This is a genomic window from Bradyrhizobium sp. 87, assembly GCF_023073015.1.
In the GTDB taxonomy this organism is placed as follows: Bacteria; Pseudomonadota; Alphaproteobacteria; order Rhizobiales; family Xanthobacteraceae; genus Bradyrhizobium; species Bradyrhizobium canariense_D.
The window spans coordinates 22999-35846 of the sequence record NZ_JADPIQ010000117.1; the positions used below are offsets into that span (position 1 = coordinate 22999).

The 12848-nt window shown below is 64.0% G+C and carries 9 protein-coding genes; 1 reads left to right on the top strand and 8 read right to left on the bottom strand.

From position 1 onward, the window contains the following. Nucleotide 1: 1 nt before the first annotated feature. From IVB50_RS29985 to IVB50_RS30020, 8 genes are all read right to left on the bottom strand, one after another. Entirely contained in the window at nucleotides 2–1690 is a 1689-nt protein-coding gene (locus IVB50_RS29985; protein WP_166517499.1) for a methyl-accepting chemotaxis protein, read from the bottom strand. Between the two features lie 282 nt (nucleotides 1691–1972). After that, nucleotides 1973–3943, bottom strand: a complete 1971-nt coding sequence (locus IVB50_RS29990) for a HAMP domain-containing methyl-accepting chemotaxis protein (RefSeq protein ID WP_026233670.1) — start codon at nucleotides 3941–3943, stop codon at nucleotides 1973–1975. A 206-nt stretch (nucleotides 3944–4149) separates the two neighbouring features. Next, the gene (locus tag IVB50_RS29995; protein ID WP_247298958.1) at nucleotides 4150–6219 is read right to left on the bottom strand and encodes a methyl-accepting chemotaxis protein; all 2070 of its coding nucleotides are present in this window, start codon (nucleotides 6217–6219) and stop codon (nucleotides 4150–4152) included. Nucleotides 6220–6634: 415 nt separating this feature from the next. Beyond that, nucleotides 6635–8368 carry a HAMP domain-containing methyl-accepting chemotaxis protein gene (locus IVB50_RS30000; RefSeq protein ID WP_240543332.1) on the bottom strand — a complete coding sequence of 578 codons (1734 nt, stop codon included), beginning with the start codon at nucleotides 8366–8368 and terminating at the stop codon, nucleotides 6635–6637. A gap of 206 nt (nucleotides 8369–8574) precedes the next feature. Then, the gene (locus tag IVB50_RS30005; protein WP_247298960.1) at nucleotides 8575–8826 is read right to left on the bottom strand and encodes a hypothetical protein; all 252 of its coding nucleotides are present in this window, start codon (nucleotides 8824–8826) and stop codon (nucleotides 8575–8577) included. A 158-nt stretch (nucleotides 8827–8984) separates the two neighbouring features. Continuing rightward, nucleotides 8985–9584: a hypothetical protein gene (locus tag IVB50_RS30010; protein WP_247298962.1), complete on the bottom strand. Its 600-nt coding sequence runs from the start codon at nucleotides 9582–9584 to the stop codon at nucleotides 8985–8987. A 112-nt stretch (nucleotides 9585–9696) separates the two neighbouring features. After that, nucleotides 9697–10683 (bottom strand): MDR family oxidoreductase, encoded by a 987-nt coding sequence (locus IVB50_RS30015; protein WP_247298964.1) that lies wholly within the window; start codon nucleotides 10681–10683, stop codon nucleotides 9697–9699. Between the two features lie 40 nt (nucleotides 10684–10723). Beyond that, complete coding sequence (locus tag IVB50_RS30020; protein ID WP_085352605.1) at nucleotides 10724–11977, bottom strand: MFS transporter; 1254 nt, start codon at nucleotides 11975–11977, stop codon at nucleotides 10724–10726. A 328-nt stretch (nucleotides 11978–12305) separates the two neighbouring features. Here IVB50_RS30020 and nadA point away from each other — a divergent pair. Then, nucleotides 12306–12848, top strand: a 543-nt coding sequence (nadA, locus tag IVB50_RS30025; protein WP_247298966.1) for a quinolinate synthase NadA, incomplete at its 3' end; no start/stop codon positions are given.

The window sequence follows — 12848 nt, forward strand, 5'->3', positions numbered from 1 at the left end:
GTCAGGCCGCGCGAACCGATTCCAGGAACTGCGCGACCTCGACCTTGAGACGGGTGCTGTCGGTCGCCAGCGATTTCGCCGCCGACAATACCTCGGTCGAAGCCTCGCCGGTCTCGATCGCACCGCGCTGCACGTTGGTGATGTTCGACGAGACCTCCTGCGTGCCGACCGAGGCCTGCTGCACGTTACGCGAGATTTCCTGCGTGGCCGCGCCCTGCTCCTCGACGGCGGCGGCAATGGCCGCAGCCACCTCGGAGAGCCGCTCGATGGTGCCGCCGATCTCCTGGATGGCACTGACCGATTCCTGCGTCGCCGCCTGGATACCCGAGACCTGCGCCCCGATCTCACCGGTCGCTTTCGCGGTCTGCTCGGCCAGCGCCTTGACCTCGGAGGCGACGACCGCGAATCCGCGGCCCGCATCGCCGGCACGCGCGGCCTCGATGGTCGCGTTCAGCGCCAGCAGATTGGTCTGGCCCGCGATGGTGTTGATGAGCTCGACGACGTCGCCGATGCGGGACGCCGCCTGCGACAGCGCATTGACACGGTCGTTGGTCCGCGCCGCTTGCTCGACGGCCTCCGCCGCCATCCGCGCCGAATCCTGCACGCGGCGGCTGATCTCGGTGATGGAGGACGACAGCTCCTCCGAAGCGGATGCCACCGCCTGGACGTTGGTCGAGGCTTCCTCGGAGGCGGCTGCGACGACGGTCGCGAGTTCCTGTCCGCGCTGCGCGGTGTTGGTCAGCGTCGAGGCGGAGGCCTCGAGCTCGGTCGAGGCCGAGGAGACGGTCCCGACCACCTCGCCGATCATGGCTTCGAACTTGCGGGTGATGGCATCGACGCGGCGACCGCGTTCGATCTTGACTTCGGCGTCGCGCGCAGCGGCCTCGTCGGCGGCCTTCTTGGCGATCAGCGCCTCCTTGAAGATCTGCAGCGCATCTGCCATCGAACCGATTTCGGTCTTCTCGCCGCGATGCGGAACGTCGGCCGAGAGGTCGCCCTCGCCGAGCGACTGCATCGGGCGGATGATTGAGGCAATGCCGCGAGAAACGTCGCGCACGAGATAATAGGCGGCGCCGATCGCGATTACGACCGAGAGCACGATGATGCCGACCAGCACGCGGAAGATCATGGCGTAGCTGTCGGCGGCCTGCTTCGTCTCAAGCTCGGCACCGCGGTTGTTGAGCTCGATGCCCTTTTGGAGCAGGGGATCGGCGGCCTGGGCCATCTTCGCAACCTTGGTCTGCAGCAGCTCGTTGGCGTCGACCGGGAAACGGCCAACGCCCTTGCGCGACAGTGCCATCACGTCCTGCACGCCGTTCAGATACTCGGCCCACGCCGTGCTCCATTGCCCATAGAGCGAGCGCTCCTCGGCGGAAGTGATCAGCGGCTCGTAGACCTTGCGGGTCTGGTCGATGCGCGCGCGCAGCGAGGCCAAGCGCTTCTCGGCGGCGTCCTTGCCCTCAACGCTGTCCTGCATCAGATGCAGACGGAGCGCGACGCGCAGCTCGTTGATGTCGGCGCGAAGCGAGCCGAGCGCGCGCACGCTGGGCAGCCAACTCTCCGCGATCTCGACCGTATGGGAATTGATGTTCTGCATGGTGCCGATCGCCGTCACGCCAACGCCGGCGAGCGAAAGGACCAGGACCGACAACACGGCCAGAAGCTTGAAGACGATCGACAATTTCGACATCACGACAAATCCCGATGTTACCTGGCAACGCGCAAATTGTCCGCGCCGCAAACCGCCACGAAGATGGCGAGACGGAGGTCAGTTCAACAATGCTGGCTGGTTCTTGTCCCGTAAGATTGCACACATAGTCGCAAGCAGGCGTTAACAGGGCCCTACGTAAAATTACGGGACAGCGCTGACGGTCGTTATTTCTCCTGCAACCAACTGTTGCAGCTGCACAGCCACCTGATGCTGCGACGCGACCTGTCCACTTGCGACGCAATGTGCGGAAGGCGACGGCTGTCACGCCGCCCGTACCGAATCCAGGAAGCGCGCGACCTCGCTCTTCAGCCGGTGGCTCTCCTGCGACAGCGATTGCGCAGCCGAATGCACCTGCGCCGAGGCCGCCCCGGTTTCGCCTGCGCCACGCTGGACATCGCCGATATTCGCCGAGACTTCGGAGGTGCCATTCGCGGCGTGCTGGATGTTGCGGGAGATCTCTTGCGTGGCGGCACCCTGTTCCTCGACCGCGGCGGCGATGGTTGACGAGATCTCCGACATCCGCGCGATGGTGTCGCCGATCTCCTTGATCGCACCGGCGGAATCTTCCGTCGCGGTCTGGATCGCGCCGATGTGCTGGCCGATCTCGCCCGTGGCCTTCGCAGTCTGCTCGGCGAGCGCCTTCACTTCGGAAGCGACCACGGCAAAGCCGCGGCCGGCCTCGCCGGCACGCGCCGCCTCGATCGTCGCGTTGAGCGCCAGCAGGTTGGTCTGGGCGGCGATGGTGTTGATCAGTTCGACCACGTCGCCGATGCGGGCGGCGGCCTTCGACAGTTCGGCGACGCGTGCATTGGTGCGCTGGGCCTGCCCGACCGCCACGTCGGCGACACGGGCCGATTCCTGCACCTGACGGCTGATCTCGGAGATCGAGGAGGTCATTTCCTCGCTCGCTGCAGACACCGACTGCACGTTCGCGGAGGCCTCTTCGGAGGCGGCCGCCACGACCGTGGCAAGCCCGTTGCCGCGCTCGGCAGCCTGCGTCAGCGTATTTGACGAGGCCTCCAGCTCGGTTGCCGCCGACGAAACAGTATCGATGATCTCGCCGACCGCGCCTTCGAAAGTATCGGCGAGCCGGTGCATGTCGGCCTTGCGTTGCTGGCGCCCGCGCGCCTCAGCTTCGACCTGCTCGGTGCGCAGCCGCTCGGCCTCCGCCATATTGGTCCTGAACACCTCGACGGCACCGGCCATCTCGCCGATCTCGTCTTTGCGCCCGATGCCCGGAACGGATATCGAAAGCTCGCCGCGCGCAAGCCGCGTCATCGCGCCGACCATGCCGGCAAGCGCCTTCGAGATCGAACGTCCCAGAAGGAAGCCCACCGCGGCGAGCACGACGACGGCAATGGCGAAGGCGACCATCATCCACATGCGCACGGCATCGCGGGTCGCAGCTTCCGCAACGTCGGCCTTCCTGTAGAGGTCTTCGACTGTGTTGCGCACCTCGATCATGCTCGGTTCTAACCCACGGAACGTTTTCATCATGCTGGCGTCGAGGGCCGCAGTTTGCTGCGCCGTCTCCACCCACGCCGTGAACTCGGATTGATATTTCTGCAGCTTGGCTGTGATGTCGTTCATCACTGCCGTAGGGATTGCGACGACCTCTATCGCCTTGGAGAATTCGACCGCGGCCTTCTTCATCTCGGCGATGTATTTTGGGTCGCGCCGCAGCATGAAGTCCTTCTCGTGCCGGCGCATCATCAGCATCCAGCTCGTGGACCTGGGATCGTCGATCTCCTTGAGCTTGGCCTCAATGTCGTGCACGGCGGCGCGGAGCGAGCCGGAGAGGCCCAGAGTCTCGTTTAGGCCGAGCCGGGTCTCCGCGGCCACCAATGCGCCGAAGTCCGACGCGTATCGCTTGAAGCCGTCCTGGGCCTGCTTCATCCGGTCGGACAGCGCGCCCAAGCCGCCGGCCGACATCAGCCGCTCCACCTCGTCGAAGTCGCGATTGATCGGCCCGATCAATTCGGCATGTGCCTTGGCGTAGCTCTCGTTGCGGCGCTGCTGAAAGTTCTTCTCGTTGCGGCGGGCCTCCAGCATCTCGATCGAGAGCTGCTTGTCGAGGTCAGCGATCGCACGAGCGCGGTTGGCAATCTCGCGGGAGGCGTCCTGGGAGAGACTGCCGATCTCGTAGATCGCGCCGAAGGCGACGAGACCCAACAATCCGAACAGTCCGATCGCCATGACCTTATGGGTGAGACGAATGGAAGGGCCACTCATGGAATGTGCTCCAATACGATTGATACGCAATACGAGGAGGGCGACTCGGCACCCGGAATATTGCGGAGATCATGACTGCATCGGTTTTCCGGAAGGTTAACCGTGCGGCTCATCGCGTCGCGACATCCAACTGCGAACGCATGCGAACCACCGCGCGTCTTCGCGCGGCGGTTGTAGTCGATCGATGATTGGTGACGGCGACCGCGTCATGCTGCGCGCACGGTATCGAGGAAGTTGCCGACCTCGAGCTTGAGGCGGTTGCTGTCGCCAGAGAGCGACTGGGCCGCCGCCAGCACCTGCGACGACGCCGAGCCGGTCTCGTTCGCGCCGCGCTGCACATCGGTGATGTTGGCCGAGACCTGATGGGTGCCTTCCGCCGCCTGCTGCACGTTGCGGGAGATTTCCTGTGTCGCCGCGCCCTGCTCTTCCACGGCAGCCGCGATGGTAGAGGAAATCTCCGAGAGCTTCTCGATAGTGCCGCTGATGTCCTTGATTGCGCCGACCGAATGCTCGGTCGCGGTCTGGATGCTGGCGATCTGCTGCCCGATCTCGCCAGTGGCCTTCGCGGTCTGTTCGGCGAGTGCCTTGACCTCGGAGGCCACAACCGCAAAGCCGCGACCGGCTTCGCCGGCGCGCGCGGCCTCGATGGTCGCGTTGAGCGCCAGGAGATTGGTCTGACCCGCGATGGTGTTGATCAGCTCGACCACGTCGCCGATCCGCGTCGCCGCCCTGGACAATTCGCTGACGCGCTCAGTGGTGACACGCGCCTGGCCGACAGCTTCGTTGGCCACGCGGGCCGATTCCTGCACCTGCCTGCTGATCTCGGTGATAGAAGACGACAGCTCCTCGGTGGCCGACGCCACCGCTTGCACGTTGGTGGACGCCTCCTCCGAGGCCGCAGCAACCATGGTCGTGAGCTGCTGCCCTCGCTCCGCGGTCGATGTGAGGGTCGACGCCGAGGCTTCGAGCTCGGTCGCGGCCGAGGAGACGGTGTCGACGATCTCCCCGATCGCGGCTTCGAAGCCGTCGGCCAGCTTCCGCATCTCCGCCTTGCGCTGCTCGGCTGCCCGCCTCTCGGCCGCAGCGTGATCGCCGCGCATGCGTTCGACTTCGAGGCCGTTTTGCTTGAAGACTTCAACGGTCCGCGCCATCTCGCCGACCTCGTCACCTCGGCAGGTGCCAGGCACGACCGTCGTGAAGTCGCCATTGGCGAGCCCACGCATCGCAACCGAAATGGCTGAAAGCGGCTTGAGGATCCGGCCAAAGGTGATCCAGAAACTGAGGCCAGCGAGCATCACCGAGGCGCAGAGCAACACAACTGTGAAAACAAAATTACGAGTGCTGACCTCTGCCTGCATCGTGGCTTCGCGGTCAGCGGCCGCGCCAATGGCTTCACCGAGCTTCAGCACTGCATTGATGCCGGCGGTGGCCCGCGTGAAGTACTCGGGTCCCGTGATTCTGTAGTCCCCGCCTTCGCCACCGGCGAGCACAGTCACCCGCGTTTCACCGTAGGCACCAAAATAGGATTTCTCGACCTCCGTCATCGCCTCGCCGATCTGCAGGGCGAGGTCCGAACGCAGCCGCACCGGCAATACCGTGTCCCATGCGAGTTCGACCTTGGCCCGCAGCGCCGAAAGGCGCTCATAGCCCTCCATCCCGAGCTTCGCGCGCGCACCGACGACCCCAGCCAGCAGGGCCCGCTCCCTTCCGGCATTCTCGGCCATCTGAGCTGTCAGATGTCGCAAGCCGATGAGCTGGGCCAGCCTTGCCACGGGCGGGCTGGTGAGTGTTTCGAGCGTCAGCCGCAAGCGGTTGCTCGCGACGTCGATCACCTCCGTAATCGTTGGCGCGAAGCCATCTACGAGGTCAGGCTCGCGTTCAACGCGCGAGCGCGACATTCCCGCGTCGGCTTTCTCACGCAGGAGACGCAGCGCCTCGAATTTCGTCGCTGCGTCCGCAATCTGTCTTTGCCCCGCCGTCATTTCGGGAATCGCGCTGATATCGAGGACGGCTTGGCGAAAGGCCTCGTCGGCCGTCGCGCGCGCCTTTGCGATTTCCGCACGGCGCTCGGGACTGACGACATCAGGAGACTTCAGCACGGCGTTGGTCAGCCCGCGTTCAATCGCCCAATGTCCTGCGCTGCGCAGCAGCAGTTGGGCAACTGCATTGACCTTCAGGAATGCCTCGGACTCTCGCCTCTTGAGGACGGCCTCATAGGCGATGAATCCGGCCGAGGCCAACCCAAGCAAGACCAGGGCAGAGATGATGATCGGCAAGATCGTGCCGATCCGAACATGTCCGAGCCGACTCCACGCGCTGGCGGACTGAGTTCGGACCTGCTGATGATGAGCAGGGCTCAACATGGTACGTTTCCCCCAAAGGAAACACGCAGCCAAGTCCTTGCCGGCTGCATGGACGTTGATCGCCCTTGCCGGAGAATCTATTCCTTGGGGTTACTCATTCTGGTTAACGGGAGGGCTCGGAGAAATACTGAGATTTCAACCCAAACAGTTGAAATGGAAGAGATAATCTCGCCAGAAAGTTGTAAATTTCAGCTTGAGGTCGCCACTGTTTGCTTTTGCAGCCGACGTTCGCCGAAGTCATGCGCGAGACGTTCGCGGCGAAGATCAGGATGCAAAAACGCCCGCCTGAGGAGGCAGGGCGTCTTCCGAACTGTCTGGAACGAGGTTCTTAGGCGGCGCGCACGGTGTCGAGGAACTTGCCGACCTCGAGCTTGAGGCGGTTGCTGTCGCCGGACAATGACCGCGCGGCTGCCAGCACCTGCGACGATGCCGAGCCGGTTTCGCCTGCACCGCGCTGCACGTCGGTGATGTTGGACGAGACCTGATGGGTGCCTTCGGCCGCCTGCTGCACGTTGCGCGAGATCTCCTGCGTCGCCGCGCCCTGCTCCTCGACGGCCGCCGCGATCGTGGACGATATCTCGGACAGCTTTTCAATGGTGTTGCTGATGGCGCTGATGGCGGCGACGGAGTCCTGCGTCGCGGCCTGAATGCCGGAAATCTGCTGGCCGATCTCGCCGGTCGCCTTCGCGGTCTGCTCGGCAAGCGCCTTCACTTCCGAAGCCACCACCGCAAAACCGCGACCGGCCTCGCCGGCGCGTGCCGCCTCGATGGTGGCATTAAGCGCCAGCAGGTTGGTCTGGCCGGCGATGGTGTTGATCAGCTCGACCACGTCGCCAATGCGAGCCGCCGCCTTGGACAATTCTCCGACACGGTCGGTCGTGGTTCGGGCTTGGGTAACCGCCTCGCTCGCGACCCGCGCCGATTCCTGCACTTGGCGGCTAATCTCCGTAATTGAAGACGACAGCTCTTCCGTGGCCGACGCCACCGATTGCACGTTGGTCGACGCCTCCTCGGAGGCCGCAGCCACAACTATCGTCAGTTCCTGTGCCCGCTCCGCCGTCGAGGTCAACGTCGAGGCCGAAGCCTCGAGCTCCGTCGCGGCCGACGACACCGTATCGACGATCTCGCCGACGGCGCCTTCGAAACTATCAGCAAGCTTGCGCATATCGGCCTTGCGCTGCTCGGCCGCCACCTGGTCCTGCCGCATCTTGGCTTCCGCTTCCTGGCGCGCCTTCTGCTCCGACACGACCTTGAATTTCTCGACGGCCGCGGCGACACCGCCGACCTCGTCCTTGCGGCCGAGACCCGGCAGGACAACAGAGAAGTCACCACCAGCGAGCTTGTCCATGGCAACCGTGAGCGCGCGGATCGGCCGCGCGATGGTCAGGAAGGACATCAGCCACGAACCGATGAGGACGAGCACGGCGCACGCACCGACCACCATGCCGAGACGCTCGCTCACGGCCATCTCCTGGCTCGCGGCAGCGATTTCTTCATCGCTCTTGTGCTTGGCGAAATCGGCAATCTCGCTGGTCAAATTGTCCAGCTGTGTGGCAAGCGGCAGCGTCACCTCGCGGATCTGGCGCGCGCCTTCCTCGGAAATCTTGGCGGCGCGGACGGGGTCCGTGGCCGCAACCGCAATGGCCTCGCTGCGAACAGAGGCGTTCTGCTGCGCGCCCTTCAGGTAATCGGCCGACGTAGACTTGAGCTTCTCCATCCGCGCGCGGTTTTCCGGGGCGTGCGACAACCTGAGCATGGAATCGACAACGCCGTTCAGTGCTTTCGACCGCTCCAGCAGAAGCTCGCTCGCCTTTTGCAAGTCACCCTGATTGTTGGCGAGACGCATGTCCCGTACGGCGAGTTGCAAGCCGCGTATCCCAAGCTTGGCTTCGGTAGCCTCGCGCACCAATTCCTGCTGCGCAAGCGCGGCCTGGTTGGAATGCCGCACGTTGTTGTTGCCGATGACCTGGCTCGCGATCATGGCGCCGACGAGAACAACGCCGAACGCCGAAGCTAGCGCGAGCTTGGTACCGATTTGCAGATTCTGGATGAGTCTCGACATGAGGGCGTTTCCCGGGTTGCGCGGCCAAGTCATTGTCGGCCGCCCTCGGCGTTGATCGCCCTTGCCTAAAAACTGAGCTTCAGGTGTGGTGATCTGGTTAACGATCCCCCCGGACAAATACCGGACTTACCGGAAAATCCCTTGAAAAACGGCACGGTCCGCGCGCTTAACAGGTTAACCACACGCGGCGGTAGGATGCCCGATTTCTAGCCAGTGCGACCAAGGGCCTTTTGGCTCTCGCCAATCAAGCTGATCCGGAACACCGGCTCCTTGTTCTCGTCGAGCAGCTCCATGCGCCATTCGGCGTTCTGTTTCAGGCCGCGCGAGATGCCGCCGAGCAAATTGGCACAGACTTCGGTCATCTCGGTCCAGGCCGCGGCGCGGTCCTCGAACTCATATGGCTGGTCGGCAGCACCGGAATAGCGGCCCGTGCTGATTCGGAAGAAGTACAGCGACATCGTTGAACCCTTTTATCGGGCCGCGCCCCCGGCCGTACGCAAACTGGGCGCGAACAGCTACCAACGCATGAAAGCCGCCGTCCGTATGACTACGGCGCGGCGGCTTCGTGTCTGATGGCAGCTCTCAACGACAAAGTGCGCGGACGCGCGCAGCCAACTCACTGGGTCGAGCGGCGCAGCTCCAGCGGGGCGTCGTCCCTGGCGGGCTCCGATCTAACTTGCGGCTTCACCGGCTCGAGCCGGCTACTCTCGACGCGCGGGGTCTCGACACGCGCGGCGACTTCGGTGTTGGGCGTGCCGACCGAACCCGTGTGTTCCGAGGTGCGCAGCGAGCGCGGCCGCGCGACGGCCCGCGCCATCAGCATCTGGTTGCCGCCCTGGTGATGGAAGTCGCAATAGGCGAAGCCCATCCCCGATACCGAGCCGCGGAAACTGCGATCGTCGGTCTTTTCAAGGTTGAAACAGGGCTCGAACGGAATGCCCTTGATCGAGGCGCAGACGTTCTGGCCGCGGATCTGCAGCGTGTTGCCGGGCAGGCGGAGATGTTTCACCGGACCTGCACCCGAGAACTGCACGGCGCCGGCGGCGCCGAGGTCGTCCATGATGCGGCCCGCGCCCCGGGTGCCGTCAAAGCAGGTGAAAGCAAACACCTTCCCGGCGACGAAGCGGCGCGCCTCATCGGCGTTCATGCTTCCAGCAATGGCCGGCGTAAGCGTCGCTACCGCCGTGACCGCCCCCAACACAATACGCGCAAGCATGCTCAACTCCGAACCAACCCCGCAGCGGGCTATGCCTTATCTCTTTACCTGCTGCTTACCATACTAACCATGGCGACATTGAAGCAGCATGGTTGGTAAAGTCTGAACGCCGTTAGACAATTTTTACAACGGTGCGACCGCGGACCTGGCCGGCGAGGATTTTCGCGCCCCACTCCGGAACTTCAGAAAGCGGAATTTCGTGAGTAATTTCAGCTAGTTTTGACCGGTCCAGATCGGACGCCAGGCGTTGCCAGGCAGCTTTCCGCGGCTCGATCGGGCACATCACGGAATCGATGCCGAGAAGGCACACCCCGCGCAAAATGAAGGGTGCGACGGAAGACGGCAGGTCCATGCCGGCAGCCAAGCCGCAGGCCGCGATCGCGCCGCCGTACTTCGTCATCGACAGCAGGTTTGCGAGCGTGGTCGAGCCGACGCTGTCGACGCCGCCCGCCCAGCGCTCCTTGGCGATGGGCTTGGCGGCCGCCGACAATTCGTTGCGGTCGATCACCTCAGCCGCGCCGATCTGTTTCAGATAGTCCGCTTCGGACGCACGTCCGGTGGAGGCGATGACGTGATAGCCGAGCTTCGAGAGCACGGCGGTCGCAACCGAGCCGACGCCGCCTGCAGCCCCCGTCACCACGACCGGACCGCTGTTCGGCGACACTCCGTGCTTCTCCAGCGCCAGCACGGACAGCATCGCGGTGAAGCCGGCAGTGCCGATCGCCATGGCGTCGCGCGCCGATAGGCCCTGCGGAAGAGCGACCAGCCAGTCGCCTTTCACCCGCGCCTTCTCGGCATAGGCGCCAAGATGGGTCTCGCCCATGCCCCAGCCGGTGCAGACGACCTTATCGCCCGCCTTCCATTGCGGATGCGAGGACTGCTCGACGGTGCCGGCGAAGTCGATGCCGGCAATCATCGGGAAGCGGCGCACCACCGGCGCCTTGCCGGTGAGCGCAAGGCCGTCCTTGTAGTTCAACGTCGACCATTCCACGCGGACGGTGACGTCGCCCTCCATCAGTTCGGCTTCGTCGAACTGCGTGAGCTGCGCGGTGGTGCCCTTGTCCGCCTTGTCGATCCGGATCGCCTTGAACGTCGCCACAGCAAAACTCCCTGACTTGTTTCAGGGGATGTTTAACCGATCAGGCAGGCTGCGCAACCGTCCGCTGGACCGGTTTCTCCACGATCGGAAGATTGATCAGCGCCGAGAGCACGCCGAACAGGATCGAGAGCCACCAGATCGGCGTGTAGGAACCGAACCGCTCGAACACGATGCCGCCGAGCCAGACGCCGAGGAAGCCGCCGACCTGATGGCTGACGAAGGCGAAGCCATAGAGCGTGGCGAACCAGCGCGTGCCGAACATGATCGCGACCAGTGCCGAGGTCGGTGGCACGGTCGACAGCCAGGTCAGGCCGGAGACCGCGCCGAACGCAATCGCCGAGAACGGCGTGATCGGAAACGAGATGAAGGCAAGCGTCGCAAGCGCGCGGGTGAAATAGATGGTCGAGAGGATGTAGCGCTTGGGCAGGCTGTTCTGGAGATAGCCGACGCTGAGCGATCCCATGATGTTGAACAGGCCGATCGCCGCGATCACCCAGCCGCCGATCTGCGTGGAGATGCCGCTATCGACCAGGAAGGCCGGCAGATGCACCGTGATGAAGGCAAGCTGGAAGCCGCAGGTGAAGAAGCCGAGGACAAGCAGCACGTAGGAGCGATGGCCGAAGGCTTCCGCGAGCGCTTTGGTGAAGGTCTGCTGGTCCGCAGGCGCCGCATTTGCCGCGCTTGCGACCGGCGGCGTCGAGAGCGCCAGCGACAACGGGATGATCAGCAGCATCAGGAAGCCGAACACGGTGAGCGCCTGCTGCCAGCCGAAATTGTCGATCAGGGCCACACCGATCGGCGCGAACAGGAATTGCCCGAACGATCCCGCCGCAGTGCCGGCGCCGAGCGCAAGGCCGCGCTTCTCGGCCGGCAAGAGCTTGGTGAAGGCCGAGAGCACCAGATTGAACGAGCAGCCGGCGAGACCGAAGCCGACCATGACACCAGCGCCGATGTTGAGCGACAGCGGCGTCGATGAGTAGCGCATCAGGAGCAAGCCCCCGGCATAGAGCAGAGCGCCGACGCACATCACCCGGAACAGGCCGAAGCGATCGGCGACCGCGCCGGCGACGGGCTGGCCCAGTCCCCACAGCAAATTCTGAAACGCGATCGCGAGGCCGAACACGTCGCGGCCCCAGGCATATTCATGGCTCATCGGCTGTACGAAGAAGCCCAGCGCCGAGCGCGGGCCGAACCCGAGCATCCCGATCGCGCAGCCGCAGAGAATGATGATCGCCGGCGTGCGCCAGGAGGAGGAACGGGAGACCGAACCGAGCTCACCCATCTGTATCGACATGCTGTTCCTCGTGCGTGGTCGCGGATTCGCAAATGGCGGCCGCGAGCCAGCTCGTTTAATGCATCTGCATGGAAACCCCAAGTCAAAAACGATTGCATTCCGCGAAGAGCTGGCGCGGGAGCATTGCATTTCCTCGCGGCCTCAGCCGACGCGCCGGGCGCGACTTAACGGAAACGTGTGCGGCAAGATCTGGCGGCTCCCAACACGACGTGTTATTTTATATTTGCTCATATCGAGCATATCGAATGATCCCCCGGCCTGTCGGCCGGATTTCTCAGGCTTTATATATGCTCAAAATGAGTACAAATGACATGCACGGGAGGCTTGGATGCCGCTAACTGGAATTTACGGCCCCGACGACTTTGCCAACCGGCCGCAGGGCCACGTCATCACCCCGGCACAGGCCAAGCAGTCGCGAACCGGACCTTCGCTGCCGATGCCTTCACTGGAATGGACGCCGGAGGTCGAGCGAGCCACCGCACCGCTTTACGAGCGCGTGAAACGTGTCATCCCGCCGATCGAATGGCCGCTGATGGCCCCGACGATCAAGGCGATCAACGAGCTGAAGCAGGCCCGGGGCGCGGTGATCCTCGCGCACAATTACCAGACGCCGGAGATCTTCCACTGCGTCGCCGACATCGGCGGTGATTCGCTCCAGCTCGCGGTCGAAGCCACCAGGGTGAAGGCCGGCATCATCGTCCAGTGCGGCGTGCACTTCATGGCGGAGACGTCGAAACTGCTCAATCCGGACAAGACGGTGCTTATTCCTGATACGCGCGCCGGCTGCTCGCTCGCTGCCAGCATCACCGGCGCCGACGTCCGCCTGCTCCGCGAAAAATTCCCCGGCGTGCCTGTCGTTGCCTATGTCAAC

What these genes read in the sequence shown, in the direction of transcription:
- IVB50_RS29985 (WP_166517499.1), bottom strand. Translation starts at nt 1,690, where the DNA reads ATGTCGAAATTGTCGATCGTCTTCAAGCTTCTGGCCGTGTTGTCGGTC.
- IVB50_RS29990 (WP_026233670.1), bottom strand. Translation starts at nt 3,943, where the DNA reads ATGAGTGGCCCTTCCATTCGTCTCACCCATAAGGTCATGGCGATCGGA.
- IVB50_RS30000 (WP_240543332.1), bottom strand. Translation starts at nt 8,368, where the DNA reads ATGTCGAGACTCATCCAGAATCTGCAAATCGGTACCAAGCTCGCGCTA.
- IVB50_RS30005 (WP_247298960.1), bottom strand. Translation starts at nt 8,826, where the DNA reads ATGTCGCTGTACTTCTTCCGAATCAGCACGGGCCGCTATTCCGGTGCT.
- IVB50_RS30010 (WP_247298962.1), bottom strand. Translation starts at nt 9,584, where the DNA reads ATGCTTGCGCGTATTGTGTTGGGGGCGGTCACGGCGGTAGCGACGCTT.
- IVB50_RS30020 (WP_085352605.1), bottom strand. Translation starts at nt 11,977, where the DNA reads ATGTCGATACAGATGGGTGAGCTCGGTTCGGTCTCCCGTTCCTCCTCC.